Source organism: Pseudomonas sp. 210_17 TE3656 (assembly GCF_054821965.1).
The window spans coordinates 2,442,179-2,467,901 of record NZ_JBTRBC010000001.1; the positions used below are offsets into that span (position 1 = coordinate 2,442,179).

At 61.1% G+C, this 25,723-nt stretch carries 24 protein-coding genes; 12 read left to right on the top strand and 12 right to left on the bottom strand.

Annotated features, from left to right (window positions below; translation table 11 throughout):
• Positions 1 to 96: 96 nt before the first annotated feature.
• The 5 genes from ACVI9W_RS11475 to ACVI9W_RS11495 all read left to right on the top strand — a co-directional run bounded on the left by ACVI9W_RS11475 (position 97) and on the right by ACVI9W_RS11495 (position 4,217).
• The gene (locus ACVI9W_RS11475) at positions 97 to 876 is read left to right on the top strand and encodes a winged helix-turn-helix domain-containing protein (RefSeq protein ID WP_461530040.1); all 780 of its coding nucleotides are present in this window, start codon (positions 97 to 99) and stop codon (positions 874 to 876) included.
• Positions 876 to 1,352 (top strand): hypothetical protein, encoded by a 477-nt coding sequence (locus ACVI9W_RS11480; RefSeq protein ID WP_461530041.1) that lies wholly within the window; start codon positions 876 to 878, stop codon positions 1,350 to 1,352. Before ACVI9W_RS11475 ends, ACVI9W_RS11480 begins: the two co-directional genes overlap by 1 nt.
• A 171-nt stretch (positions 1,353 to 1,523) precedes the next feature.
• Positions 1,524 to 2,174: a DUF3313 domain-containing protein gene (locus ACVI9W_RS11485; protein WP_461530042.1), complete on the top strand. Its 651-nt coding sequence runs from the start codon at positions 1,524 to 1,526 to the stop codon at positions 2,172 to 2,174.
• Positions 2,175 to 2,215: 41 nt separating this feature from the next.
• Positions 2,216 to 2,716: an outer membrane beta-barrel protein gene (locus ACVI9W_RS11490; protein WP_038615839.1), complete on the top strand. Its 501-nt coding sequence runs from the start codon at positions 2,216 to 2,218 to the stop codon at positions 2,714 to 2,716.
• A 70-nt stretch (positions 2,717 to 2,786) separates the two neighbouring features.
• Positions 2,787 to 4,217: a mechanosensitive ion channel domain-containing protein gene (locus ACVI9W_RS11495; protein WP_461530043.1), complete on the top strand. Its 1,431-nt coding sequence runs from the start codon at positions 2,787 to 2,789 to the stop codon at positions 4,215 to 4,217.
• Between the two features lie 3 nt (positions 4,218 to 4,220).
• Here ACVI9W_RS11495 and amaA read toward each other — a convergent pair whose 3' ends face one another.
• Entirely contained in the window at positions 4,221 to 5,507 is a 1,287-nt protein-coding gene (gene amaA / locus ACVI9W_RS11500; protein WP_461530044.1) for an L-pipecolate oxidase, read from the bottom strand.
• A gap of 114 nt (positions 5,508 to 5,621) precedes the next feature.
• Positions 5,622 to 7,112: an L-piperidine-6-carboxylate dehydrogenase gene (gene amaB / locus ACVI9W_RS11505; protein ID WP_461530045.1), complete on the bottom strand. Its 1,491-nt coding sequence runs from the start codon at positions 7,110 to 7,112 to the stop codon at positions 5,622 to 5,624.
• A 136-nt stretch (positions 7,113 to 7,248) separates the two neighbouring features.
• Between amaB and ACVI9W_RS11510 the strand changes: the two genes are divergently transcribed.
• Together ACVI9W_RS11510 and hglS are read left to right on the top strand one after the other, a co-directional pair.
• Positions 7,249 to 8,160, top strand: coding sequence for a LysR family transcriptional regulator (locus tag ACVI9W_RS11510; protein WP_157194663.1), 912 nt, complete (start codon positions 7,249 to 7,251; stop codon positions 8,158 to 8,160).
• Between the two features lie 81 nt (positions 8,161 to 8,241).
• Positions 8,242 to 9,639, top strand: a complete 1,398-nt coding sequence (gene hglS / locus ACVI9W_RS11515; RefSeq protein WP_461530046.1) for a 2-oxoadipate dioxygenase/decarboxylase HglS — start codon at positions 8,242 to 8,244, stop codon at positions 9,637 to 9,639.
• Between the two features lie 76 nt (positions 9,640 to 9,715).
• Here the strand turns inward: hglS and ACVI9W_RS11520 are convergent, their stop codons facing one another.
• On the bottom strand, positions 9,716 to 10,636 hold the full coding sequence (locus ACVI9W_RS11520) for a LysR substrate-binding domain-containing protein (protein WP_461530047.1): 921 nt from the start codon (positions 10,634 to 10,636) through the stop codon (positions 9,716 to 9,718).
• A gap of 155 nt (positions 10,637 to 10,791) precedes the next feature.
• On the opposite strand from ACVI9W_RS11520, the gene ACVI9W_RS11525 reads away from it, so the two are divergent.
• Positions 10,792 to 12,183 carry a NorM family multidrug efflux MATE transporter gene (locus tag ACVI9W_RS11525; protein WP_461530048.1) on the top strand — a complete coding sequence of 464 codons (1,392 nt, stop codon included), beginning with the start codon at positions 10,792 to 10,794 and terminating at the stop codon, positions 12,181 to 12,183.
• Between the two features lie 77 nt (positions 12,184 to 12,260).
• On the opposite strand, the gene ACVI9W_RS11530 is transcribed toward ACVI9W_RS11525, so the two are convergent.
• Positions 12,261 to 13,925, bottom strand: a complete 1,665-nt coding sequence (locus ACVI9W_RS11530; protein WP_461530049.1) for a putative bifunctional diguanylate cyclase/phosphodiesterase — start codon at positions 13,923 to 13,925, stop codon at positions 12,261 to 12,263.
• A 264-nt stretch (positions 13,926 to 14,189) separates the two neighbouring features.
• Between ACVI9W_RS11530 and rep the strand changes: the two genes are divergently transcribed.
• Positions 14,190 to 16,199, top strand: coding sequence for a DNA helicase Rep (gene rep / locus ACVI9W_RS11535; protein WP_342623683.1), 2,010 nt, complete (start codon positions 14,190 to 14,192; stop codon positions 16,197 to 16,199).
• Between the two features lie 63 nt (positions 16,200 to 16,262).
• A complete protein-coding gene (locus ACVI9W_RS11540) occupies positions 16,263 to 16,835 on the top strand; it encodes a xanthine phosphoribosyltransferase (RefSeq protein ID WP_038615864.1) in 573 nt (190 codons plus the stop codon).
• 95 nt (positions 16,836 to 16,930) lie between these two features.
• Here the strand turns inward: ACVI9W_RS11540 and ACVI9W_RS11545 are convergent, their stop codons facing one another.
• The 6 genes from ACVI9W_RS11545 to dadA form a co-directional block, all read right to left on the bottom strand.
• Entirely contained in the window at positions 16,931 to 18,796 is a 1,866-nt protein-coding gene (locus ACVI9W_RS11545) for an acetyl-CoA hydrolase/transferase C-terminal domain-containing protein (RefSeq protein ID WP_461531823.1), read from the bottom strand.
• 117 nt (positions 18,797 to 18,913) lie between these two features.
• The gene (locus tag ACVI9W_RS11550; RefSeq protein WP_461531824.1) at positions 18,914 to 19,318 is read right to left on the bottom strand and encodes a c-type cytochrome; all 405 of its coding nucleotides are present in this window, start codon (positions 19,316 to 19,318) and stop codon (positions 18,914 to 18,916) included.
• A gap of 157 nt (positions 19,319 to 19,475) precedes the next feature.
• Positions 19,476 to 20,024 (bottom strand): cupin domain-containing protein, encoded by a 549-nt coding sequence (locus tag ACVI9W_RS11555; protein ID WP_028942437.1) that lies wholly within the window; start codon positions 20,022 to 20,024, stop codon positions 19,476 to 19,478.
• Positions 20,025 to 20,132: 108 nt separating this feature from the next.
• Entirely contained in the window at positions 20,133 to 21,206 is a 1,074-nt protein-coding gene (alr, locus tag ACVI9W_RS11560; RefSeq protein ID WP_038615869.1) for an alanine racemase, read from the bottom strand.
• A 95-nt stretch (positions 21,207 to 21,301) separates the two neighbouring features.
• Positions 21,302 to 21,655: a RidA family protein gene (locus tag ACVI9W_RS11565; protein WP_461530050.1), complete on the bottom strand. Its 354-nt coding sequence runs from the start codon at positions 21,653 to 21,655 to the stop codon at positions 21,302 to 21,304.
• Positions 21,627 to 22,928 (bottom strand): D-amino acid dehydrogenase, encoded by a 1,302-nt coding sequence (gene dadA / locus ACVI9W_RS11570; protein ID WP_038615875.1) that lies wholly within the window; start codon positions 22,926 to 22,928, stop codon positions 21,627 to 21,629. The genes ACVI9W_RS11565 and dadA overlap by 29 nt, the downstream gene beginning before the upstream one ends.
• Positions 22,929 to 23,084: 156 nt before the next feature.
• On the opposite strand from dadA, the gene dadR reads away from it, so the two are divergent.
• Entirely contained in the window at positions 23,085 to 23,573 is a 489-nt protein-coding gene (gene dadR, locus ACVI9W_RS11575; protein WP_027980766.1) for a transcriptional regulator DadR, read from the top strand.
• A 3-nt stretch (positions 23,574 to 23,576) separates the two neighbouring features.
• On the opposite strand, the gene ACVI9W_RS11580 is transcribed toward dadR, so the two are convergent.
• Entirely contained in the window at positions 23,577 to 23,930 is a 354-nt protein-coding gene (locus tag ACVI9W_RS11580; protein ID WP_461530051.1) for a YkgJ family cysteine cluster protein, read from the bottom strand.
• Between the two features lie 115 nt (positions 23,931 to 24,045).
• Between ACVI9W_RS11580 and ACVI9W_RS11585 the strand changes: the two genes are divergently transcribed.
• On the top strand, positions 24,046 to 25,350 hold the full coding sequence (locus ACVI9W_RS11585; RefSeq protein WP_422418245.1) for an NAD(P)/FAD-dependent oxidoreductase: 1,305 nt from the start codon (positions 24,046 to 24,048) through the stop codon (positions 25,348 to 25,350).
• A 95-nt stretch (positions 25,351 to 25,445) separates the two neighbouring features.
• On the opposite strand, the gene ACVI9W_RS11590 is transcribed toward ACVI9W_RS11585, so the two are convergent.
• Complete coding sequence (locus ACVI9W_RS11590) at positions 25,446 to 25,676, bottom strand: DUF1127 domain-containing protein (protein WP_038615880.1); 231 nt, start codon at positions 25,674 to 25,676, stop codon at positions 25,446 to 25,448.
• Positions 25,677 to 25,723: the final 47 nt, after the last annotated feature.

Below are 25,723 nucleotides of genomic sequence, written 5' to 3' on the forward strand. Positions count from 1 at the left end.
AATGCACTCACACAATAGCAAGCGCCCTTCATCGACTTGCTTCGCTGATAACGACCATTATAATAGTAAGGAATTCCACAACGCGCGTAGTGCTTGATGATCTACAATTTTCGACTAAAAAACAGCGACCTTGTGGAGTTTAATTCCGAGCACTGCAAGATTATTATCAGCAAAAACCAAGGTGCGCCAGAGGAATTAACACTGGCGCGCGCAGAGTCGCGAATTCTCGAACTTCTGCTGATGGAACCCGGCGCGATCTGTTCGCGCGAAGCGATTCTGGAGTTCGCCTGGGACGACCGTGTCGTCTCGGCAGGCAGCCTCAACCAATCCATTTTCATGCTCAGAAACGTCCTCGGCGACGGCAAGGATCACGAAATAGTGATCACCGTGCCACGGCGCGGCTATCGCTTCAACAGCGACCATATGGTCGACCATTCCGAGGCTGTTGAGGCGCCTGCAGAGGAGCCTCAACAGGCCAATACGATTGCGCCCGCCACCTCGCCTGACAGCAGGCAAGGCATTGGCACGGCGGTGATTCTCGGCTACCTGGCGGCGACGGTATTTGCTGTCTTGTCCATTTGGCGCCTGGTTGCCTGGTATGAGCCGACCCGTGAATTGCATGTTGCAGTTATCAAACAAGGTGAACTATCAATTTCAGCAGTCGGCAAGAACGAGCAAGAAGTAAACACGCTCAAAACCGACATATCCAATTTAAACTTGCCCACAGAAAATATCAAAGGCCAGGTCTTTATCAGCCGTAAAGGATCGCGAATGAATATGTCCTGTATCCGCACAACAGGGCACACTTACAACTTTGAATTTCAGCTCCAGAATGAGCAACTCATCAATATGTTGAAAAAATGCGCGGGCGAATAATGAAAAACAATCGAGTAGCTTGGCGCCACTGGCTAGTTATCGCCGCTATTTTTCTGGCAGGCCTGATAATGCAATTGATTGCACTGCCGCGCCCCTACATTAATAGTCAGCCTTATCGTACCGAGGGCCGAAACTTCATAGAAAATGAAATAATGGAGTCCAAGGAAGCGCTGACCATCAGTGAACCCAGCGCAGTGATTAGTGTACTTGAGCGCCTCGGCGATAAAGAGCGGCATGTTGCCGTTGGCGCCTCGCTCGTTGATACCTCGCGCTGGCGAGTAAAGATAAAGGTTGAAGATATCCAGGCCAGTAGCCAGACCGAACTGTTCGACGTCAGCCGCCATTCCGATCTGTTGTTTGCCCGCCAGTACTTCAGGCTCGGCTCCATCCTCAGCCTGGTCATCATCCCTACCGACAGCGACGCGCTGTGCTACTACTTCCTTGAGCTTGACCGGATGCGCTGCATGAACAACTGACCCCAGGCCGCGGCGCACGGCGTGTGAACCGGCGCGAAGGCCATAAATAACAATTTTTGATTCCTGTTTTCCTCACTCGCGACCCTAGAGTGGGGATAGCTCTGTCACCTCAACGTGACGTCAACAGGAATTCCCATGCACTTCAAAACCCTTTCGCTGCTATTGCTCTCGATGAGCCTGTTTGGTTGTTCGATGGCGCCAAGCATCGACACCGCGATCACCCCGGAACAACAAAAAACCAACGCACCTCTACACGTTATCGAACACGATGACGGTACTGTTGCGTGGAAGAAATCTGATGCGCCTTTGTCGAAAGGCCATGACAAAGCAATTTTCCTCAACCTGCCGAAAAGTATTTCTTTCGACAGTACTGATCCGCGCCTTGCCAAGTTTAATGGCGATGCAGACAAACTGCGCCAACACTTCCGAACCCAGTTGGTAAAACAACTCACCACTGCCGGTTATCGCCTGGTCGACAAACCCACCAAGGGCGCGCTGTCACTACAAGTATCGGTTGCCGATATTGAACGCAAACCGCGTGATCCTAATGTCACCGAATACATTCCCATCGGCATGCTGGTCGGCCTTTCCCTGCACGCCACCGGTGTACGCGATGAAACCCTTTATCTGTTCTTCCAGAGCGAAGTCAGCGACAGCCTGAGCGGTGAAACCCTGGCCCGCGCCGTAGACCGGGCCAGTGGCCGGAACATCGGTCAGGACAAGGCACCTGTGATCGAGGACATCTACCCGGCCATGGATTCCGCCGCGCAGATGATCCGTGAACGCCTGGACAGAGAGTTCCTGCCCAAGAAACCGGCTTGATCAGCCCTTTCTCCCATTAACCAAACTCCATTGGACGAACGATGAACTTCGCAAAACAGCTTGCAGCCGCCCTCCTTGTACTTAGCTCTGTAAACGCCGTGGCAGATGACCGTGGCCTCTATCTGGGCGGCGGCCTGACCAAGGTGGAAACCGACGAGCACCAGCTCAGTGACGACGACAACGCCTACAAGGCCTTCGTGGGCTACCGGCTGAATCCGTATCTGGCAGTGGAAGGCGCCTGGGTAGACCTGGGCAACTTCAGCGGCAAGGACGGCGACTTCGAAGGCCACTCGCTACAGGCCGCTGCCCACTTCGGTATCCCGGTCGGTAAGCGCGTGCGCCTGTTCGCCAGCGCCGGCGTGCATGCCTGGGACGCTGACAACGATATCGCCGGCGACAGCAGCGACCTGGACATGACCTACGGCCTCGGTGTCGAAGTGGACGTGTTCCGTAACATCGGCGTGCGCCTGGAACAGGAAGTGCTGAAGGTTGGCAATATCGATCTGGACCAGACCAGCGCCAGCGCCTACGTGATGTTCTGAGCCCACGCGCCAGTAGTAATTGCCGCCAACCTGCTCTTTACTAGCAACATCCCCGCGTCGTGAGACAGGTATGTTCGCTTTTGCCCAGAGTTACCCCCTGCTGATCGGCATCACTTTGATCGCACTTGATCTCCTGCTCTGGCAGGTGATCCCGGTCAGCCGGCGCCCCGTGCGCATCGGTCTGCGGCTGGGGGTGTTCCTGCTGTTCACCTGGGTGCTGATCAGCGCCGGGGTCAGCCCCCTGCAAGCCGCGCCTTGGGTCGAGGATGTACCGCGCAATTTGCTCGCGACAGTGCTGGGGATCGGTTGGTGGCTGTTCGCGGCGCGCACCGTTACGGTGGTGATCGGGGTCATTCTGGGCTCACGCAGCGGCCATACCGGGCGACTGTTGCAGGATGTACTGGGTGCCGTGATCTTCCTGGTCGCGGTTGTTGCCGCCGCCGCGTATGTACTTCAGCTGCCAGTCAAAGGCCTGCTGGCGACGTCCGGGGTGATGGCAATTGTTATCGGCCTGGCACTGCAGAGCACACTCAGCGATGTGTTCTCCGGCATCGTTCTCAACACCACCCGCCCCTATCAGGTCGGCGACTCGATCAGCATCGACGGCACCGAAGGCAAAGTAATCGACATCGACTGGCGCGCCACTCGCCTGCTCACCGGCAACGGCAGCATGGCGGTGATCCCCAACTCGGTCGCGGCCAAAGCCAAGCTGCTCAATTTCAGCCAGCCCAACGACATACATGGTGTCTCCATCAGCGTCGTGGTGCCTGCCAAGGTGCGCCCGCGGCGAGTGCTTGATGCCCTGGAAAAAACCCTGCAGGGCACGCGCACGCTACTCGCCACACCGCCGCCCAAAGCGACGATCAAGAACTCGACCCTGGAGTCGGTGGAATACGAAGCGAGTGGTTTCGTCAGTTCCATGAACCAGAAAGTTGAAGTGCGCAACCATATGTTCGACCTTGCCCACCGCCACCTGGAAGCGGCGGGTGTGGTCTGGAACAGCGACTCCCTGACTCCGCAAACCTGGAATCGGCAACGTGCATTGCTTGAGGATGTGCGAATCTTCCGCTCACTGAGCAGCGAGGAAAAAGACAGCCTCAGCCAGCGTATGACTGCGGTGGAATACCTGGCCGATCAGGTGATCCTCGGGGTTGGCGATAGCTCGGATTACCTGTTGGTGATCGGCACAGGTGTGGTGTCTGCGGGCATCCGCGATGGCGACAAGCTGATCGAGGCCGGACGCATGGGGCCAGGTGAGGTGCTGGGCCTGGAAGGCTTGCTGGAGACGGACGATTCCACCGCCGAATTCCGCACCCTGACCAGCTGCATCCTCTACCGTATCGACAAGGCTGAAGTGCGCAGTTGCCTGGAGCAACGCGGTGAGGTCAAGACGGCGTTGATCAAGCTGCAACGCATTCGCCAGCAAACCCGCCAGTCGCTACTGGAGCAGAAACCGGCAGCCATCAAGAAAGGCGGCTTTCTCAGCTGGCTGCACAAGTAGCGGTTACAGCACCACGCGCAAGCACTGCCCGGCGTGATACAGCGAGAACCCGGTTTCGTAGAAGCCGGTGCGCAGCGCCGGGGCCGATACCGGTTTCATCGGCGAGAACGGAATCGGCAAGGCATCCGGGTTGTCCTGCAGCAGGAACCGGGCGAAGGCTTTACCGATCACCGTGCCGGTGGTGTTGCCTCGGCCATTGTAGCCAGTCACCGCAACCAGGCCCGGGGCCGGTTCGAACAGGCGCATCAGGTGGTCAGGGGTGAAGTCGATGCAGCCGGTCCAGTGCATTTGCCACTCGACCTTGCCCAACTGCGGGAAGTAGTGATTCTGGATACGGTCGGCCCAGCTGCGGATGAACCAGCTCGGCTTGTTGTCGACCCGTCCCAGGCTACCGAGCAGCAGGCGGCCTTCATCGTCGCGACGAATGCTGCTCAGCACCGTGCGGGTATCCCAGGAACCCTGGCCGTGCTTGAGCACGTTATCGGCGGCTTCGCCTTGCAGCGGCACAGAGGCGACCTGGTAGTAGTAACCACGGAAGAAGTGCTTCTGCAGGGTCGTCCAGTCGCCTTCGGTGTAGGCGCCGGTCGAGATCACCACCTTGTCGGCACTGACCGAGCCCTGGCCGGTCTTAACCCGCCAGCCACGACCTTCGCGCTCCAGCCCCTCGACTGCCGACTGCTGAAATATCTGCCCGCCCAGACGGGTGACAGCCGCAGCCAGGCCTTGGGTGTAAGCCATGGGGTTGATGGTGCCGGCGCGGCGATCGAGCAGCGCGGCGGAAATCTTGTCGGTACCGCAGTACTCCTCGCAGCGTGCACCGGTGAGCAGCTCGACGTCGGCACCGCGACGGCTCCACTGCTGATGACGCGCTTCGAGGTCGGCAACGCCGCTGGCGTTATGCGCCATGTGCAGGGTGCCGCTGTTGTGTGCCTGGCAATCGATGCCCAGGCGTTTGATGGTGGCGAAGACTTCAGCAGGCGCTTCACCCAGCACCTTGTTCAGGCGGCTGCCTTGCTCATGGCCAAGGGTGGCTTCGACATCGTCGGGACGAATCCAGGTACCGGCGTTGACCAGACCGACGTTGCGCCCGGAGCCACCGTGGCCGATTTTCCAGGCCTCCAGCACAACGACCGACTTGCCCGCCTCCAGCAGGTGCAGCGCGGCGCTGAGCCCGGTGATGCCGCCGCCAATGATGCAGACGTCGGCCTTGAGTTCGCTGGCCAGTTTATCGACCGGCGTCGCGAGCCTGGTTACGTGTTCCCACAGACATTGTTGGCGCAGCTCTGACATGGCCGGCTTCCTTGATTGTTCTTGTTCGGTGGTGAAGCGATCGCGGGGCAAGCCCGCTCCCACAGGTTCGGATGATCCCCCTGTGGGAGCGGGCTTGCCCCGCGATTACCGTGTTCAGTCGAACACAATCCCCTGAGCCAATGGCAGCTCACGCGAATAGTTCACCGTGTTGGTCTGCCGACGCATATAGGCTTTCCACGAATCGGAGCCCGACTCACGGCCGCCACCGGTTTCTTTCTCGCCACCAAAGGCACCGCCAATTTCCGCACCGCTGGTACCGATGTTGACGTTGGCGATACCACAGTCGCTGCCCGCCGCACTCTGGAAGCGCTCAGCTTCACGCAGGTCGGTGGTGAAGATGCACGAGGACAGACCTTGTGGCACTTCGTTGTTCAAGCGCAGGGCCTCGTCGAAGTCGTCATAGGCCAGCACGTAAAGGATCGGCGCGAAGGTCTCGTGACGCACTACGGCGCTTTGCGCCGGCATCTCGGCAATGGCTGGCGACACGTAGTAAGCGTTCGGATATTGCTCCTGCAACTGGCGCTCGCCACCGAACACCTGGCCGCCTTCGTCGCGGGCACGGGCCAGGGCGTCCTGCATGGCGCTGAAGGACTGTTTGTCGATCAGCGGACCGACCAGGTTGTCTTTGCGTGGATCGCCGATACGCACTTTGGCGTAAGCGGCTTTGACCCGCGCCACCACTTCGTCCTTGATCGAACGATGGACGATCAGGCGGCGCAGGGTGGTGCAACGCTGGCCGGCAGTACCGACGGCGCTGAACAGGATGCCGCGCACGGCCAGGTCCAGATCGGCGCTCGGCGCCAGGATCATGGCATTGTTGCCACCCAGTTCGAGAATGCTGCGACCAAAGCGTGCGGCAACCCGCGGACCGACTTCACGACCCATGCGGGTGCTGCCGGTGGCACTGACCAGCGGCACGCGCGGGTCATCGACCAGCGCTTCACCGGCTTCACGATCGCCGATGATCAGCTGGCTCAGGCCTTCTGGCGCATCACCAAAGGCTTTCAGGGCTTTCTCGAACAGCGCCTGGCAGGCCAGCGCGGTGAGCGGAGTCTTCTCCGAGGGTTTCCAGACCACAGCGTTGCCGCAGACCAGTGCCAGCGAAGTGTTCCAGGCCCAGACCGCAACCGGGAAGTTGAAGGCGCTGATGACCCCGACCACACCCAGCGGGTGCCAGGTTTCACGCATGTGGTGACCAGGACGTTCGGAGGCGATGGTCAGGCCGTACAGCTGACGCGACAGGCCAACGGCGAAGTCGCAGATGTCGATCATTTCCTGCACTTCACCCAGGCCTTCCTGGGTGATCTTGCCGGCTTCGACGGAAACCAGTTCGCCCAGCGCCGCCTTGTTTTCCCGCAGGACTTCGCCAAACAGGCGAATCAACTCACCGCGACGCGGCGCCGGCACGTTGCGCCAGACCTGGAAGGCCTGCTCGGCCTTGTCGATCTTGGCCACGACCTGGGCTTTGCTTTCCAGGTGCACCGAGGCAATCGCGCTGCCATCGATAGGGGTGTGAACGGGATGGTTGCCGTGGGTGTAGGCACTGGCCGGGACACCGAGGCGGTCAAGCAGTCCATCAACCATTTTCTTCTCCTGCATGCGATGAGTGGTTGAATTAGTGATCGGGATCAGTATTAATCCGATCACTCTGGCGCAACAAACGACCTTTATTCTGCATATCATTCCGCCAGGTAATGATCTACCCGCTTCTGAGGCCGCTATGTCCAAACGTCTGGTGCCATCGATGGCCGCCCTGCAGTGTTTCGAGGCTGCTGCCCGGCACCTGAGCTTCACCCGCGCCGCCGAAGAACTGCACCTGACCCAGAGCGCGGTGAGCAAACAGGTCGCGCAGCTTGAGGAGATGCTCCGCCATCACCTGTTCCTGCGCATCCGCCGCCGCCTGCAGCTGACACCCGCCGGTGCGCTTTACCTGGCTGAGGTCAACAAGATCCTCACCCAGGTCGACATGTCCAGCCGCTACATCCTCTCTTATGGCGAGCAGACCGAAGTATTGAAGGTAGCCACTCAACCGAGCTTTGGCGTGCGCTGGTTGATTCCGCACCTTAAAGGCTTCGGTAAACGCCACCCCAACATCCACCTGGATATCCGCAATGAGATGGAGCCTTTCGCCTTGCTGCAGGGCAAGGCCGACGTGGTGTTTTTCTACGGTCAGGGCACCTGGCCCGGTGCGACCTGTATAGAACTGTTCGGGGAAGAAGTGGTGCCGGTCTGCGCAGCGGAATTGTTGCAGGGCCGCACCTTGAAAGACGCCAGCGAACTGGCCGAGCTGGTATTGCTGCAAAGCACTTCGCGCCCGGAAGCCTGGCATGAGTGGTTCCTTGAACAAGGCCTGCATTCGGCCCACAGCTACCACGGGCCGCGCTTCGACACCTTCTATATGAGCCTCAGTGCCGCGCAGTCCGGTTGCGGCGTGGCCCTGGTGCCGCGTTACCTGGTGGCTCAGGAGCTGGCCGAAGGCAAACTGATCGTGCCCTGGCAACACAGCATGCGCAGCAATGGCGCGCATTTTCTGGCGTTTGCCGAGCATGCGGCAGAAGTGCCCAAGGTACGAGCGCTGGTCGACTGGATCGCTGCCGAGCTGGCGTCGGAAGATCAAGAATCCACGGAATGACAGATCGACTTTTTTTCGCTTGCGGGAGTACTGCATTCCTCGCTTTCATGTAGGGGTGCCCACCTCACCAGGAAGCTTTCGATGCCCGCTCAAGATTTCGTCAGCCCGGACAGCATTCGCGCGCAGTTCTCCGCCGCCATGTCGCTCATGTACAAACAGGAAGTGCCGCTGTACGGCACCTTGCTGTCGCTGGTGAGCGAAATCAACCAGCAGGTCATGGCCGAGCAGCCAGAGGTGGCCCAGGCCCTGCGCTGGACCGGCGAAATCGAACGTCTGGACCAGGAGCGTCATGGCGCCATCCGTGTCGGTACTGCCGAAGAGCTGGCGACCATCGCCCGCCTGTTTGCGGTGATGGGCATGCAACCGGTGGGTTATTACGACCTCAGCTCGGCCGGCGTACCGGTGCATTCCACAGCTTTTCGCGCCGTTCACGAACAATCGCTGCATATCAGCCCGTTCCGGGTTTTCACTTCGCTGTTGCGCCTGGAGCTGATCGACAACCCGGCCTTGCGTGAGCTATCCCGACAGATCCTCGCCAAGCGGCAGATCTTCACCCCGCGCGCTCTGGAGCTGATCCAGCAGTTCGAGCGTGATGGCGGCCTGAATACCGATGATGCCCGCACTTTTGTTGACGAAGCCCTGCACACCTTTCGTTGGCACCACGCTGCCACGGTGACTGCCGAGCAGTACCAACAGCTGCATGATCAGCACCGTCTGATCGCCGATGTGGTGGCCTTCAAAGGCCCGCACATCAACCATCTGACGCCGCGCACCCTGGACATCGATGCGATCCAGCTGGGCATGCCGGCCAAAGGCATTCCACCCAAGGCGGTAATCGAAGGCCCGCCACCACGGCGCTGCCCGATCCTGCTGCGTCAGACCAGCTTCAAGGCGCTGCAGGAAAAGGTCGCGTTCAGTGATCAGCAAGGTGCTGCGGGTGGCAGTCACACCGCACGCTTTGGCGAGATCGAGCAGCGTGGTGCGGCGCTGACTCCCAAAGGGCGCCAACTGTATGACCAACTGCTCGATGCTGCCCGCGATGCATTGGGCGGTGTACCGGCAGAAGCCAACGCCGAGCGCTACATGCAGTTGCTCAAAGACAGCTTCCAGGCGTTCCCGGATGACCTCGCGCAGATGCGTGAGCAGGGCCTGGCGTACTTCCGTTATTTCCCCACCGAGCGCGGCCTGGCTGCACGGGGCGGCGCGGAGCGCCCGACTTCACTGGACGGCCTGATCGATGCCGGCCATGTGCACTTCGAAGCGCTGGTGTATGAGGACTTTTTGCCGGTCAGTGCTGCGGGGATCTTCCAGTCCAACCTGGGGGATGAGGCGCAGAGCGAGTACGGCAGCAATGCCAACCGCGATGCCTTTGAACAGGCGCTGGGCAAGCCGGTGCAGGATGAGCTGGCGCTGTATGCGCAGAGTCAGCAGCGGTCGTTGCAGGCCTGTGCCAAGGCGCTGGATTTGCCGGGGCTGTAAGGGCCTCTTCGCGGGGCAAGCCCGCTCCCACCGAGGTTGCAATGATCCCGGTGGGAGCGGGCTTGCCCCGCGATAGCTACCTGAGGACCTGCACCTTCGGCAGGTCCATCGCATCGGCCTCACCCTGCAGAAAATCACTCAAGCGACGCAACCGTTCACCCCCCGGGCGGGTTTTCGGCCACACCAGGTAATAGTCCAGGCCACTGGCCACCGCTGTCGGCCAGGGCAGGCTCAAACGCCCCTGGGCCACATCCTCGGCCACCATCAGCAAATCGCCCATGGACACCCCGTAACCCCGCGCGGCAGCGATCATCCCAAGCTCCAGGGTATCGAACACCTGACCGCCCTTGAGCGAGACCTTGTCCGTCAACCCCATGCGCGCCAGCCAACTGCGCCAGTCACGCTTGTCAGGTGTCGGGTGCAGCAGCTCGATAGCGGCCAGGCGCCTGGCGTCCCAAGGCCCTTCAGTCAGCAGCTCGGGGGCCCCCACCGGAATCAGCAGCTCGGAAAACAGCCGCACCACTTCCCAGTCCGGCGGAAAGTGCCCATCGCCAAGCAATACCGCACAATCAAAGGGCTCATGGTTGAAATCGACATGATCGACATCCATCCAGGCGCTGGTCAGTTGCACCTCATTGCCCGGCTGTAGATGACGAAAGCGACTGAGGCGCGCCAGCAACCAGCGCATGGTCAGCGTCGAGGGCGCTTTCATGCGCAGGATGTCGTCCTCGCTGCGCAGCGTATTACAGGCGCGCTCCAGTGCGGCGAAGCCTTCACGCACGCCCGGCAGCAACAGCCGCGCCGCTTCGCTCAGTTGCAGGCTGCGGCCATTGCGCACGAACAAACGGCAGGCGAAATGCTCTTCCAGCGTGCGGATATGGCGGCTGACTGCGCTTTGGGTGATCGATAACTCATCCCCGGCGCGGGTGAAGGAGCTGTGCCGGGCAGCCGCCTCAAAGGCCCGCAAGGCATACAACGGCGGTAAACGACGGGGCATGGACGAATCCTCCGCATAAGCCCTGGGTAATCCACAGGATCATACTTGCATGAGTTTTAATCATGCCACTGATCGTTTTTATCCTTTTGCGAATAACCGTATAAAGGATGAGAATTTCCCGCTTTCCCACAGCAATGCTAGAAAAGGACGATTCAATGCAGGCCGCACCCACTCATGAACTCAAGGCCCTGTTGCGCCTGGCCGGTCCTTTGATCGCCTCGCAACTGGCGCACATGCTGATGGTGCTGACCGACACCCTGATGATGGCCCGCATCAGCCCGCAGGCCCTGGCTGGCGGTGGTCTGGGCGCGGCGAGCTATTCGTTCGTGTCGATTTTCTGTCTGGGTGTTATCGCCGCCGTCGGTACCCTGGTGGCGATTCGCAAGGGTGCCGGTGACACCGTCGGTGCCACCCGCCTGACCCAGGCCGGGTTGTGGCTGGCCTGGGCCATGGCCCTGGTGGCGGCGCTGGCGCTGTGGAACCTGGAGCCGGTGCTGTTGCTGCTCGGCCAAAGCCCTGACAACGTCGAAGCGGCCGCCCAGTTCCTGCTGTTGCTGCCCTTCGCCCTGCCCGGCTACCTGAGCTTCATGGCCCTGCGCGGCTTTACCAGCGCCATCGGCCGCTCAACACCGGTGATGGTCATCAGCCTGGTCGGCACCGTGGCCAACTTTCTGCTCAACTATGCGCTGATCGAGGGCATGTTCGGCCTGCCGAAACTGGGACTGGTGGGTATCGGTCTGGTCACCGCCATCGTGGCCAACTGCATGGCCGTGGCCATGGCCCTGTATATCCGCTGGCACCCGGCTTATGCGCCCTACCCGATTGCCAAGGGCCTGAGCCGTCCGTCCTGGCCAGCCTTGCGCGAACTGTGGCGCCTGGGTCTGCCGATCGGCGGCACCTACACCGTCGAAGTCGGCCTGTTCGCCTTCGCCGCGCTGTGCATGGGTGTGCTCGGTAGCACCGAGCTTGCGGCGCACCAGATCGCCCTGCAGATCGTCTCCACGGCGTTCATGATTCCGGCGGGCCTGTCGTACGCCGTGACCATGCGTGTGGGGCTGTATTACGGTGCCGGTAACCTGCTTGGCGCACGGCACGCCGGCCGCGTCGGGATCGGTTTTGGCGCGGCGATGATGCTGATGTTTGCCATCCTGTTCTGGCTGCTGCCGGACCCGCTGGTAGGGCTGTTCCTCGACCACGATGATCCGGCCTTTGCCGACATCATCCAGCTGGCTGTGAGCCTGTTGATGGTCGCGGCGTGGTTCGAGCTGTTTGACGGCGTGCAGACCATCGCCATGGGCTCGATTCGCGGGCTCAAGGATGCCAAGACCACTTTCCTGGTCGGGCTGTTCTGCTACTGGGTGATCGGCGCCCCGGCGGCCTGGCTGCTGGCCTTCACCTTGGGCATGGGCGCGGTTGGCGTCTGGTGGGGTCTGGCACTGGGCCTGGCGTGTGCGGCGGTGACCCTGACGCTGGCGTTCGAGTGGCGGATGAAGCGCTTGCTGGGTAACTCAGGTGGTGTGAACAAGGCCACTATTTCGGTGATTTGAAGGACTTTTCGCGGGGCAAGCCCGCTCCCACAGGGCAGCTTATCTCTGTGGGAGCGGGCTTGCCCCGCGATGACTTTCTACAAAGCCACCGACCGCTGCGCCGACCCGCTCAGCAAAAACACTATCAACTCATCAATCGGCAACGGCCGACTGATCAGGAAACCCTGTACCTGATCACAGTTGAAGCTGCGCAGCAGGTCCATCTGCTCCGGGGTTTCCACCCCTTCAGCCACCACCTCCAGGTTGAGGTTGTGCGCCAGGTTGATCATGGCGTGGACCAGCTTGCGGTTCTCTTCACGCTTTTCCATCCCCCCGACAAAGCTGCGATCGACCTTGAGCAAGGTGATCGGCAGGCTGTTGAGGTGGACGAAGGAGGAAAAGCCGGTACCGAAGTCATCGAGAGAAAACCGCACCCCCAGGCGACCCAGGGCGTCCATGGTCTTCTCGACCAGATCGTTGCGGCGCATCACCGCGGTTTCGGTAAGTTCGAACTCCAGCCAGCGGGCATCGACGCCATGCTCGATGATCAAGCGGCTCAAGGTGGCCAGCAGCTGACTGTCCTGAAACTGGCGGAACGACAGGTTCACCGCCATGTGCAGAGGCTCCAGGCCCTGTTCACGCAGCGCCTGCATGTCGCGCAAGGCGCGGGAAATCACCCAGTAACCCAACGGCACGATCAGCCCGCTCTGCTCGGCCAGCGGCACGAATTCGCTGGGCGGCAGCAAACCGCGCTCGGCGTGACGCCAGCGCACCAGCGCCTCCAGGCCGACAATACGTCCGTCGGCCATGTCCAAGCGTGGCTGGTAGTGCAACTCCAGCTCGTCGCGACGCAAAGCGCGGCGTAACTCGCTTTCCAGATCGGCGAGGCTGCGCGCATTGCGGTTGATGCGTTCGTTGAAGACATGGAAGGTGCAGCCCTGAGTGCCCTTGGCCTGTTGCATGGCAATATGCGCATGCCACATCAGCGGGTCCGCACCACCTTGGGCACGGGCATGCGCGACACCCAGGCTGCAGCCGATCAACAAGCTCTCGCCATCGACCCAATAGGGTTCGGCCAGGGCCTCGGTAATACGTTCAGCCATCCATTCGGCGCGTTGTGGCTCGCGGCGCGTGTCGATCAGCAGCGCGAATTCGTCACTGCCCAGGCGGGCCACCTGGTCGCCGGCCTCAAGCTGGCTTTTCAGGCGCCCGACCACTTGCAGGATCAGCCGGTCGCCGGCCTGATGGCCAAGCGCATCGTTGGCCCGGCGAAAGTTGTCCAGGTCCAGGTGACCGAGGGCCACCCCACGCCCGTCGTTGTCGGCCAGGCGTGCGGCCAGCAGGGTCTGAAAGCCCTGGCGGTTGGCGATACCGGTCAGCGGATCCTGTTCGGCCAGGCGCAGCAGGGTGGCCTCCAGCACACCGCGCTCGCGCACATGGCGCAGGCTGCGGCGCAAGGTATCGGGGCCGAGCTGGTCAAGTACCAGCCAGTCGCTGACACCCGGCGGTGGCACCTGCGGTTCATGCTCAAGCAGCAACACCATCGGCAAGATGCAGCGGCCAGGCGCCGGCTGCAGTTGCGGGGTGGCCAGCACCAGGGCATTGCGATCATTGGCAAACAGGCTGTCGACTGCGTCCCAGTTCGGTGCGGTCAACAGCACCGCACTGCCCGCCAACGGCGTCAGGCAATCACGCAAGGCGGCGGCCCATTCGGGCTCGTCAGCCAGCAAGAGCAAACGCAAGGGTTCGACAGGCGTAGACAAGCTGGCTCCTTAGGACGTGGACACAGTCAAATGACAATGGGCAGCGAGAGGCTCATCCTAAACCATTAGTGAAAATGATTTTCACTTAACATCGAGCCATTCCATTGCCGACATCCCGCAGGTTTCGCCACGCATCCTGCGGGAAAGTAACAAAAGCGGCAAATTTAGATCGCGTGGTACGTCACACTGTCAGACGGTCGCGGCAGAATCTCTCCACCCCTGCTAAAATGCGCGGCTATTTTTCTAGCGACCCCGGTTTTCGTCATGTCCCGACTCAATCCCCGGCAACAAGAAGCCGTGAACTACGTCGGCGGCCCTCTTTTGGTGCTCGCCGGTGCCGGTTCCGGCAAGACCAGCGTGATCACCCGCAAAATCGCGCACCTGATCCAGAATTGCGGCATCCGTGCGCAGTACATCGTGGCCATGACCTTCACCAACAAGGCCGCACGGGAGATGAAAGAGCGGGTCGGCACCCTGTTGCGCAAAGGCGAGGGGCGCGGCCTGACCGTGTCGACCTTCCACAACCTGGGCCTGAACATCATCCGCAAGGAACATCAGCGACTGGGCTACAAGCCGGGTTTCTCGATCTTCGACGAGACCGACGTCAAAGCGCTGATGACCGACATCATGCAGAAGGAATACTCGGGCGACGACGGTGTCGACGAGATCAAGAACATGATCGGCGCCTGGAAAAACGACCTGATCCTGCCGCCCGAGGCCCTGGAAAAGTCGCGCAATCCCAAGGAACAGACCGCTGCCATCGTCTACGCCCACTACCAGCGCACGCTCAAGGCGTTCAACGCGGTGGACTTCGACGACCTGATCCTGCTGCCGGTGAAGCTGTTCGAGGAACACGCCGACATCCTGGAAAAATGGCAGAACAAGGTGCGCTACCTGCTGGTGGACGAATACCAGGACACCAACGCCAGCCAGTATTTGTTGGTGAAAATGCTGATCGGCACGCGCAACCAGTTCACCGTGGTCGGTGACGACGACCAGTCGATCTACGCCTGGCGTGGCGCGCGCCCGGAAAACCTGATGTTGCTCAAAGAGGATTACCCGTCGCTGAAGGTGGTGATGCTCGAGCAGAACTACCGCTCCACCAGCCGCATCCTGCGCTGCGCCAACGTGCTGATCTCGAACAACCCGCATGCGTTCGAGAAGCAGCTGTGGAGCGAGATGGGCCACGGTGACGAGATCCGTGTGATCCGCTGCAAGAACGAGGAGTCCGAGGCCGAACGGGTGGCCATGGAAATCCTCAGCCTGCACCTGCGCACCGACCGCCCTTACAGCGATTTCGCCATCCTCTACCGCGGCAACTACCAGGCCAAGCTGATCGAACTGAAGCTGCAGCACCATCAGGTGCCGTACCGTCTGTCCGGTGGCAACAGCTTCTTCGGACGCCAGGAAGTAAAAGACCTGATGGCCTACTTCCGCTTGTTGGTAAACCCGGACGACGATAACGCTTACCTGCGGGTGATCAACGTACCGCGCCGGGAAATCGGCTCGACCACCCTGGAAAAGCTCGGCAACTACGCCACCGAACGCAAGATCTCGATGTACGCCGCCAGCGAGGAACTGGGCCTGGGCGAGCATCTGGACAGCCGCTTCACCGACCGTCTGCAGCGCTTCAAGCGCTGGATGGACAAGGTCCGCGAGCAGGTTGCCCTGGAAGATCCGATTGCCGCCCTGCGTGGCATGGTCACCGACATCGACTACGAAAACTGGATTCGCACCAACAGCTCCAGCGACAAGGCCGCGGACTTTCGCATGGGTAACGTCTGGTTCCTGATCGAGGCGTTGAAAAACACCCTGGAGAAGGACGAAGACGGTGAGATGACCATCGAGGAAGCCATCGGCAAGCTGGTCCTGCGTGACATGCTCGAACGTCAGCAGGAGGAAGAAGACGGTGCCGAGGGCGTGCAGATGATGACCCTGCATGCCTCCAAGGGCCTGGAGTTCCCCTACGTGTTCATCATGGGCATGGAGGAAGAGATTCTTCCGCACCGTTCCAGCATCGAAGCCGACACCATCGAAGAAGAACGGCGTCTGGCCTACGTGGGCATTACCCGCGCGCGCCAGACCCTGGCCTTCACCTTTGCGGCCAAGCGCAAGCAGTACGGCGAGATCATCGATTGTGCGCCGAGCCGCTTCCTTGACGAGCTGCCCGACGATGACCTGGCCTGGGAAGGCCTGGACGATGCGCCCACCGAAGTGAAGGCGGCGCGCGGCAATAATGCACTGGCCGATATCCGCGCCATGCTGAAACGTTAGATAATCAACCTTTGCTGCGGCGCACTGCCGTAGCCACTCTTGCTACATCGAGGAAATACCACAGTGGAAGCACTGCACCAGAAGATTCGCGAAGAAGGCATCGTGCTTTCCGATCAGGTTCTCAAAGTCGATGCGTTTCTCAACCATCAGATCGACCCTGCGCTGATGCAACTGATTGGCGACGAGTTCGCCCGGCTGTACGCCGACTCCGGCGTCACCAAGATCGTCACCATCGAAGCCTCGGGTATCGCCCCGGCAGTGATGACCGGCCTGAAGCTGGGTGTCCCGGTGATTTTCGCGCGCAAGCACCAGTCGCTGACCCTGACCGAGAACCTGCTGACCGCCTCGGTGTACTCCTTCACCAAGCAGACCGAAAACACCGTGGCGATTTCCCCGCGCCACCTCAACAGCAGCGACCGCGTGCTGGTGATCGACGACTTCCTGGCCAATGGCAAAGCCTCCCAGGCGCTGATCTCGATCATCAAGCAAGCGGGCGCCACCGTTGCCGGCCTGGGCATCGTCATCGAGAAGTCGTTCCAGGGCGGCCGTGCCGAGCTGGACAGCCAGGGCTACCGCGTTGAATCGCTGGCTCGGGTCAAGTCGCTGAAGGATGGCGTGGTTACTTTCATCGAGTAAGCCGCCCTGGCCTCATCGCCGGCAAGGCCGGCTCCCACAGGGAACTGGGTTGATCCTGGACTATTGTGGGAGCCGGCCTTGCCGGCGATTGGCCCTCAAGCGACTGTTGTAGCCTGCAACCCCGCCAACAACAACCGCTGATACAGCTCCTCTTTCAGCCCCTGCGGCTGCGCCAGCCCCATGCGCGCCAGCTGTTGTGGATAAGCCTCGGGCGCCGGTGCGTCCAGCGCTGCCCTGCCCAGTTCCAGCACTTCGCTCAACTTGAACTTGCTCTTGAGCCAGTTCAACGCCCGCAGCAAATCGCGCTCTTCATCGGTGAAATCACTGCCCAGCGGATACTCGGGAAACAACCGTGCATGGGCGTTGCGCAACTGCTGCAGCCGTTGCGGCGTGTTGTTGGTAAAACGCGCCTCCAGCTGGAATCCGGATGGCAGTTTTCCAGCTTTCTGCGCTTGCTCGATCAGCCCGGGCTGAAAACGCGAATCACAGATCGCCAGTAATCGTTGAATGGTTTCGGCGTCGGTTTGCCCACGCAAATCGGCGATGCCGTATTCGGTGACGACCACATCACGCAGGTGCCGGGGAATGGTGCAATGGCCATAACTCCAGACCAGGTTTGAGCTGACCTCGCCACCCGCTTCGCGCCAGCTGCGCAGCAGCAGAATCGAGCGCGCGCCCTCCAGGGCATGCCCCTGGGCAACAAAGTTATATTGCCCGCCGACACCGCTGAGCACCCGCCCATCTTCCAGTTGATCAGCAACCCCAGCGCCCATCAGGGTCATGGTGAACACAGTGTTGATGAAGCGCGCATCGATGCGCTGCGAGCGCTTAAGCGACTCCTGGCCGTACAGTTCGTTGATGTAGCTGATTGCGCGCATCTCAATGCATTTGCGGGTTTCCAGAGGCATATCGCGCAAGCGCTGGTAAAACGCCTGGGGGCCGAGGAAGAAGCCACCATGCACCAGCACACCACCATCGACCGGGCGCCGGATTATGCCGGCCTCAAGCAGCGCCAACAGGCCGTTGACGAACATTTCGCTGCAGCCATACAGACCGTGGACAAAGGGCTGGGTGCCGCCTTCACGGTCGATCATCTGCTGCCATGGCTGAAGATCCATATCCGCGAGTAGTGCCTGGTAGGCTTCGCTTTCAGTCTGCCGGGCCAGGAGCGCAGCGGTCAGCGCATCGCCCATGGCGCCAATGCCGATCTGCAAAGTGCCGCCATCGCGCACCAGGGTGCTGGCGTGTAAACCAATGAAGTGATCCTGGGTGGTGACCGGCATGTTCGGCGTCGAGAACAGGCGTCGGTGCTCGACCGCATCAATCAGCAGATCGAAACCCTGCCGAGGCAACTCAGAGGCGCCCGGCATATACGGCAATTCGGCATGCACCTGGCCGAGCAGGAGGATGGTCTCCCCGGCAGCCCGGCGACGCTCGATCATCGGCAACAGATCGAGGGTGATGTCCGGGTTGCAACTCAGGCTCAACCGATCCGGGTGTTGCGGATCTTCAGCCACCAGCTGGGCCACCAGGTTCAGGCCTTTGGCGTTGATGTCCCGCGCGGCGTGGCTGTAGTTGCTGCTGACGTAATCCTGCTGGGCCGTGGCACTGTGCAGCAGACTGCCGGGCTGCATGAAGAACTGCTCGACGCGAATGTTGGCCGGTAGCCGGTCCTTGCGCAGGTCGCTCAGGTACTCGAGTTCTTCATAGTCGGCGAACACGCGCTCGATGAAGGGTTCGAGAAAGCGTCGTTGCAGGCCGTCACCCAGATCGGGGCGTCCCAGGCTGAGCGCGGTATAGATCGTCAGGCGCCGTTCGGGCAACTGGCGGATGCGCGCGTACAGTGCGTTGACGAAAGCGTTGGGTTTGCCCAGGCCCAGCGGCAAGCCCATGTGGATATGCGCTGGCAAACGCGCCAGCACTTCGTCTACGGCCTTTTCGATCGAGCAGCTTTGCGCCATCTGCGCCTCCCGGTCATCCTTGCAGGTTCGACCGAGCATGGCCCGAGATTGCTCCGCAGGCCAGCGCTAAAAACGACAAAGCCCGCACACGGCGGGCTTTGTTGGCGAAGCGCAGGCTTACAGGCCGGACATCTTCTTGATGGCGCCCATCAGGTCGTCATCCGAGCAATCTGCACAGGTGCCTTTAGGCGGCATGGCATTCAGGCCGGTGATGGCCTTGGCCAGGATACCGTCCAGACCACCCTGGTGGTCGGCACGCTCTTTCCAGGCAGCCGTGTCGCCGATCTTCGGCGCGCCGAGCAGTCCGGTGCTGTGGCAAGCATTGCAGTGCTTGGCGATAATTTCATCCGGGGTCTTGGCACCGCCACCACCTGCGGAGGCAACCACTTCCATTCCCTTGCATTCCTGCCCTTGTACACACACCTGGCCGACCGGTTCCAGTCGCTTGGCGATGTCGTCGTTGGTCGCAGCTTGTGCGCTGACTGCCCAAAGGGCCAATACGGCAGCTGGTACGGCCAGCATTTTCTTGATTAGATTCACACGTACACCCTCATGGTGGCTAGTCACGCCCGCGGCCACGGATTCGCAGGCGGCGCAAGTATAACGGGAACCCTGCCATACCGAAACAACCCTAGTGTCCAAAGGGTCTTAGCCGCGACAATCCGCCGCGCTGTACGCCTTAGAAGTTGGCCGGGGTCGCCGCACTGATCAGCCGGGCCGGCTCATCGTACGGATTACGGAAACGGTGCGGCTTGGTACTTTCAAAATAGTAGCTGTCGCCCGCTTCGAGGATAAAAGTTTCCAGGCCGACCACCAGTTCCAGACGACCTTCGAGAAGAATGCCGGTTTCTTCACCGTCATGGGTAAGCATCTCTTCACCGGTATCGGCACCCGGCGGATAGACCTCGTTGAGAAACGCGATCGCCCGGCTCGGGTGCGCCTTGCCGACCAGCTTCATGGTCACCGCACCGTCGGAAATATCGATCAGCTCGTGGGCTTTGTAGACGATCTGCGTGGGGTTTTCCGGCTGCAGTTCTTCAGAGAAGAACTCGACCATGGACATAGGAATACCGCCCAGCACTTTACGCAACGAGCTGATTGAAGGGCTGACGCTGTTCTTCTCGATCATCGAGATCGTGCTGTTGGTGACACCCGCACGTTTGGCGAGTTCACGCTGGGACAGGCCCTTGAGCTTGCGAATGGCTTGCAGTCGTTCACCGACGTCCAATGCTGGAGCCCTCCTAAACGAACGAGTGGGGTCGAAATTGAACGTTATCATCGCAACAGCGTTCAGTATTTACAACACTTCGACCCGCAGCCTGTCCGCTTTCGCGTCTCAATCGCCGATATAGTCCAGCGGCACGCGTTTGAGGTTGCAGAAAATCTGGTAGGGGATGTTGCCGGCATGCATGGCCACTTCGCTGGCCAGCACGTTTTTGCCCCACAGTTCGACCGGGCTGCCCAGGCCGGCTTCCGGCACGTCGGTGAGGTCGATGCAGAGCATGTCCATCGACACCCGGCCGATCAGCTGGGTGCGCTTGCCGGCCACCAGCACCGGGGTGCCGTTGGGTGCCTGACGTGGATAGCCATCGGCATAACCCATGGCCACTACACCGACCCGGGTCGGCCGCGGACTGATGAACTTGGCGCCATAGCCCACCGGCTCGCCGGCCGGCAGCTCACGCACGCTGATGACCCGCGATTGCACGGTCATCACCGGCTGCAGCCGGGCTGCCTCTGCCTGTGGTACTTCGAACGGCGTGGCGCCGTACAGCATCAGACCCGGACGCACCCAGTCGCTGGGCATGTTCGGCCAACCGAGCACCGCCGGCGAGTTGCGCAGGCTGACCTCGGCGCTCAGGCCCTGGCGGGCGCTCTGGAATACCGCGAGTTGCTCGTTGCTGGCTGCGCTGTCGAGTTCGTCGGCACGGGCGAAGTGGCTCATCAGCACGATGCGCGCGACCTTGCCGCTGGCCAGCAGACGCTGGTATGCCGCCTGATAGTCCTTGGCGTGCAGGCCAACCCGGTGCATGCCCGAGTCGAGCTTGAGCCACACGGTGATCGGTTTGCTCAACTGCGCCTGCTCGATGGCTTCGAGCTGCCACAACGAGTGCACCACGCACCACAGATCATGCTGGACGATCAGCGGCAGTTCGCTGGCTTCGAAAAAGCCTTCGAGCAGCAACACCGGTGCCTTGATTCCGGCCGCGCGCAACTCCAGTGCCTCTTCGATGCAAGCCACGGCAAAACCATCGGCTTGCTGCTCAAGCGCCAGGGCGCAACGCACGGCGCCATGACCATAGGCATCGGCCTTGATCACGGCCAGGGCTTTGGCACCGGTCAGTTCGCGGGCAAGTTGATAGTTGTGACGCAGGGCTTGTAGATCGATAAGGGCACGGGCAGGACGCATGACGGCAGCCTTCTGGGCAGTCTGGTTAGAAGTAAAAAGCCCGGTGCTCAATTGCAGCTGATGGGCCGCCAGCGGCACCGGGTGAGGGATTGCGGTTACGGCAGTGCGGCGACCACCGACAGCTCTACGAGGATTTCCGGCTCGCACAGCTTGGCTTCAACGGTGGCGCGGGCTGGTGCCACGCCTTTCGGCAGCCAGCTGTCCCAGACACTGTTCATGCCCTGAAAATGCGCATCGATGTCCTTCAGATAGATGGTCACCGAGAGCAAACGGCTCTTGTCGGTGCCCGCCAGATCCAGCAGACGCTCGATGTTGGCCAGGGTTTCACGGGTCTGCTGCTCAATCCCGGCATTCATGTCGTCGCCCACCTGGCCCGCCAGGTAGACGGTGCCGCTGTGGGTAACGATCTGACTCATGCGCTCATTGGTGAGCTGGCGCTGGATTGCCATGTTTTGCAGGCTCCTGATGTTTTCCGTAACGAGAGATATCGAGACCTTCGGCACTGATCTGCGGCTTTTTGCGCGCGATCAGGTCGGCCAGCAAGCGACCGGAACCGCAGGCCATGGTCCAGCCCAGTGTACCGTGACCGGTGTTGAGGAACAGGTTGCGGAACGGCGTGGCACCGACGATCGGCGTGCCGTCCGGAGTGGTCGGACGCAGGCCGGTCCAGAAACTGGCCTGGCTGAGGTCGCCGCCACGAGGATAAAGATCGTTGACGATCATCTCCAGGGTTTCGCGTCGACGCGGGTTCAGCGACAGGTCAAAACCGGCGATTTCAGCCATGCCGCCAACGCGGATGCGATTGTCGAAACGGGTGATCGCAACCTTGTAGGTCTCGTCGAGAATGGTCGAGGTCGGGGCCATGGCCGGGTCGGTGATCGGCACGGTCAGCGAGTAGCCCTTGAGCGGATAGACCGGGGCCTTGATGCCCAGCGGCTTGAGCAATTGCGGCGAGTAGCTGCCCAGCGCCAGCACGTAGCGGTCGGCGGTTTCCAGCTTGCCGTCGATCCACACGCCGTTGATACGGTCACCGGCGTAGTCCAGGCGCTGAATGTCCTGACCGAAGCGGAATTCGACACCGAGCTTGATCGCCATTTCCGCCAGGCGGGTGGTGAACAGCTGGCAGTCGCCGGTCTGGTCGTTAGGCAGGCGCAGGGCGCCGGCGAGAATGTCGGTGACGTTGGCCAGGGCCGGCTCGACGCGGGCGATGCCTGCGCGGTCGAGGACCTCATACGGCACACCGGACTGCTCGAGGACGGCGATGTCCTTGGCGGCGTTGTCCAGTTGCGCCTGGGTGCGGAACAGCTGGGTAGTACCCAGGGTGCGGCCTTCGTAGGCGATGCCGGTTTCGGCGCGCAGCTCGTCGAGGCAGTCGCGGCTGTACTCGGACAGACGGACCATGCGCTCTTTGTTCACGGCATAGCGGTTGGCGGTGCAGTTGCGCAGCATCTGCGCCATCCACAGGTATTGGTCGATGTCAGCGGTGGCTTTGATCGCCAGAGGCGCATGGCGCTCGAGCAGCCATTTGATGGCCTTGAGCGGTACGCCCGGCGCAGCCCAGGGCGAGGCGTAGCCTGGCGAGACCTGGCCGGCGTTGGCAAAGCTGGTTTCCATGGCGACGGCCGGTTGGCGGTCGACCACGACGACTTCAAAACCCTGCCGTGCCAGATAGTAGGCACTGGCGGTTCCGATCACACCGCTACCAAGTACCAGAACTCGCATGTTGATTACCCTCGACGCAGCGTACCGCTGACATTTGTTGTTAATGGCATAGATGCGCGCAGTATAGGAAGGTATGACCAGTGCATTTCACTATATAAAAGCCTATATTTGGCGAGAATTCTCGGCAATGTACGCTTTCACGGAGGGGCATCCACTATGAGAACCCAGCACCAAAGCAAACGTGAACTGGATAAGATTGACCGCAATATCCTGCGGATCCTGCAGGCAGATGGACGGATCTCGTTTACTGAACTGGGCGAAAAAGTCGGCCTGTCGACAACACCCTGCACCGAACGGGTCCGGCGCCTGGAGCGCGAAGGGATCATCATGGGCTACAACGCCCGGCTCAACCCGCAGCACCTCAAGGGGAGCCTGCTGGTATTCGTCGAAATCAGCCTGGACTACAAGTCGGGCGACACTTTCGAAGAGTTCCGCCGCGCGGTGCTGAAACTGCCTCACGTACTGGAATGCCACCTGGTTTCGGGCGACTTCGATTACCTGGTCAAGGCGCGGATCTCGGAGATGGCCTCTTACCGCAAGCTGCTCGGCGACATCCTGCTGAAGTTGCCGCACGTGCGCGAATCGAAGAGTTACATTGTCATGGAAGAGGTCAAAGAGAGCCTCAGCCTGCCGATTCCGGACTGAGGTTCAGACCAGCACCTGGCGGGTGCTGGCGATGTACTGGTGCACCAGCTTTTCGGCCTGGGGATCGATCATTTCGGCCGGGCCGCGACCATTGGGGCATGGCAGGCGCTCAGTGGTACCGAACAGCCGGCAGATCAGTGGCCGCTCTTCGTACACCGTGCAGCCGTTGGGCCCCAGGTGCACACAGTTGAGCTCGGCCAGGGCGGCCTCCTGCTCGGCGGCGCTTTTGCGTGGCAGCCGGGCCATTTCTTGCGAAGACGTAGTAACCGGCCCACAGCAGTCATGGCAACCGGGGACGCACTCGAACGACGGGATCTGGTCGCGCAGGAAACGGATCTTGTGGCTGTTGCAACTCATGGCGGCCTGCGGCGAAGAACGGGAAAGGCGCTATTTTGCCCCATGGTTGCCCGGTGCCGAAAGTGCAGCTTATCCTGCGTCAATTTTTCCAAACACTTAAAACCAGGACTCATCCATGAGCGCCCCTGTTCAATCGCCCGCTTCTCACGTCGCTTCCTACTACGCCGCCAGCAGCCTGCCACAGCCGGAGTATCCGCCGCTGCAGGGCGAATTGAGCTGCGACGTCTGTGTGGTTGGTGGCGGTTTTTCCGGGTTGAACACCGCGATCGAGCTGGCCGAGCGCGGCCTCAACGTGATCCTCCTTGAGGCCCGCAAGATCGGCTGGGGCGCCAGTGGGCGTAATGGCGGGCAACTGATTCGTGGCGTCGGCCACGGCCTTGATCAGTTCAGTCCAGTGCTGGGCAGCGATGGCGTGCGTGAGCTGAAACTGATGGGCCTGGAAGCGGTGGATATCGTCCGCCAGCGCATCGAGCGTCACGCCATCAGCTGCGACCTGACCTGGGGCTATTGCGACCTGGCCAACAAACCGAAAGACCTGCAGGGCTTCGCCGAAGACGCCGAGGAATTGCGCAGCCTGGGCTACCGCCATGAGCTGCGTCTGGTGCCACCTGATCAGATGCACACGGTGGTTGGCTCGGACCGCTATGTTGGCGGCCTGATCGACATGGGCTCGGGACATTTGCACCCGCTGAACCTGGCCTTGGGCGAAGCGGCGGTAGCCAACAAGCTGGGGGTTCGCCTGTTCGAGCAATCGGCGGTTACCCGCATCGACTATGGCTCGCAGGTACGGGTGCATACCGCACAAGGTTCGGTGCAAGCCAGCACGCTGGTGCTGGGCTGCAACGCCTACCTCAATGACCTGAATGCCGAACTGGGCGGCAAGGTACTGCCCGCCGGTAGCTACATCATCGCCACCGAACCCTTGAGCGAAGCGCAGGCGCACGACCTGCTGCCACAGAACATGGCGGTCTGCGATCAGCGCGTGGCCCTGGACTACTACCGCCTTTCCGCCGACCGGCGCCTGCTGTTCGGCGGTGCCTGCCATTATTCCGGACGCGATCCGCAGGATATCGCCGCGTACATGCGGCCGAAGATGCTCAAAGTATTCCCGCAACTGGCCGACGTACGCATCGACTACCAGTGGGGCGGCATGATCGGCATCGGCGCCAATCGCCTGCCGCAGATCGGCCGCCTGCCGGATCAGCCAAATGTGTACTTTGCCCAGGCCTACTCCGGCCACGGCCTCAACGCCACTCACCTGGCCGGCAAGTTGCTCGGTGAGGCCATCAGCGGCCAGCACAGCGGGCGCTTCGACCTGTTCGCCAAGGTGCCGCACATCACCTTCCCGGGCGGCAAACATCTGCGTTCACCGTTGCTCGCCTTGGGCATGCTCTGGCATCGGCTCAAAGAGCTGGTTTGAGGTAGAGAACGGTTGGAGCAGGCTTGCCCCGCGATTGCAAGCTGTCAGTCACATCGCATCGCGGGGCAAGCCCGCTCCCACCGAGGGTATTGCGCTCAGCCACGCCAGAAGGGTTTTAGCCCTTCCTCGCGCGCCTGTTCCGGCGTCAGGCCAACATCACGCAGTTGCTCGGGCGTCAGTTCCAGCAAGGCGCGGCGGCTGTGCCAACGGTGCGCCATCAGCCCCCAGCGCCCGAGCCCGGCCGGTACATCAAACAGCTGCAGACGCTGTTCACGGCTCAGTTCTTCCGCGTGTAATTTCAGGCGCACATCGCTCATACCGCTCATTGCTTGACTCCTCCGGGTTTGGATAACCGTAGGAAAAGCTTGCGCGC

Bases quoted from the DNA above. Each gene is read 5' to 3' on its own strand.
- ACVI9W_RS11510 (WP_157194663.1), top strand. From the start codon at position 7,249: ATGTCCAAACGTCTGGTGCCATCGATGGCCGCCCTGCAGTGTTTCGAG.
- ACVI9W_RS11565 (WP_461530050.1), bottom strand. From the start codon at position 21,655: ATGGCAATCCAGCGCCAGCTCACCAATGAGCGCATGAGTCAGATCGTT.
- hglS (WP_461530046.1), top strand. From the start codon at position 8,242: ATGCCCGCTCAAGATTTCGTCAGCCCGGACAGCATTCGCGCGCAGTTC.
- ACVI9W_RS11495 (WP_461530043.1), top strand. From the start codon at position 2,787: ATGTTCGCTTTTGCCCAGAGTTACCCCCTGCTGATCGGCATCACTTTG.
- dadA (WP_038615875.1), bottom strand. From the start codon at position 22,928: ATGCGAGTTCTGGTACTTGGTAGCGGTGTGATCGGAACCGCCAGTGCC.
- ACVI9W_RS11480 (WP_461530041.1), top strand. From the start codon at position 876: ATGAAAAACAATCGAGTAGCTTGGCGCCACTGGCTAGTTATCGCCGCT.
- ACVI9W_RS11545 (WP_461531823.1), bottom strand. From the start codon at position 18,796: ATGGCGCAAAGCTGCTCGATCGAAAAGGCCGTAGACGAAGTGCTGGCG.
- ACVI9W_RS11585 (WP_422418245.1), top strand. From the start codon at position 24,046: ATGAGCGCCCCTGTTCAATCGCCCGCTTCTCACGTCGCTTCCTACTAC.
- alr (WP_038615869.1), bottom strand. From the start codon at position 21,206: ATGCGTCCTGCCCGTGCCCTTATCGATCTACAAGCCCTGCGTCACAAC.
- amaA (WP_461530044.1), bottom strand. From the start codon at position 5,507: ATGTCAGAGCTGCGCCAACAATGTCTGTGGGAACACGTAACCAGGCTC.
- rep (WP_342623683.1), top strand. From the start codon at position 14,190: ATGTCCCGACTCAATCCCCGGCAACAAGAAGCCGTGAACTACGTCGGC.
- amaB (WP_461530045.1), bottom strand. From the start codon at position 7,112: ATGGTTGATGGACTGCTTGACCGCCTCGGTGTCCCGGCCAGTGCCTAC.
- ACVI9W_RS11525 (WP_461530048.1), top strand. From the start codon at position 10,792: ATGCAGGCCGCACCCACTCATGAACTCAAGGCCCTGTTGCGCCTGGCC.
- ACVI9W_RS11485 (WP_461530042.1), top strand. From the start codon at position 1,524: ATGAGCCTGTTTGGTTGTTCGATGGCGCCAAGCATCGACACCGCGATC.
- dadR (WP_027980766.1), top strand. From the start codon at position 23,085: ATGAGAACCCAGCACCAAAGCAAACGTGAACTGGATAAGATTGACCGC.
- ACVI9W_RS11520 (WP_461530047.1), bottom strand. From the start codon at position 10,636: ATGCCCCGTCGTTTACCGCCGTTGTATGCCTTGCGGGCCTTTGAGGCG.
- ACVI9W_RS11580 (WP_461530051.1), bottom strand. From the start codon at position 23,930: ATGAGTTGCAACAGCCACAAGATCCGTTTCCTGCGCGACCAGATCCCG.
- ACVI9W_RS11590 (WP_038615880.1), bottom strand. From the start codon at position 25,676: ATGAGCGGTATGAGCGATGTGCGCCTGAAATTACACGCGGAAGAACTG.
- ACVI9W_RS11550 (WP_461531824.1), bottom strand. From the start codon at position 19,318: ATGCTGGCCGTACCAGCTGCCGTATTGGCCCTTTGGGCAGTCAGCGCA.
- ACVI9W_RS11475 (WP_461530040.1), top strand. From the start codon at position 97: ATGATCTACAATTTTCGACTAAAAAACAGCGACCTTGTGGAGTTTAAT.
- ACVI9W_RS11490 (WP_038615839.1), top strand. From the start codon at position 2,216: ATGAACTTCGCAAAACAGCTTGCAGCCGCCCTCCTTGTACTTAGCTCT.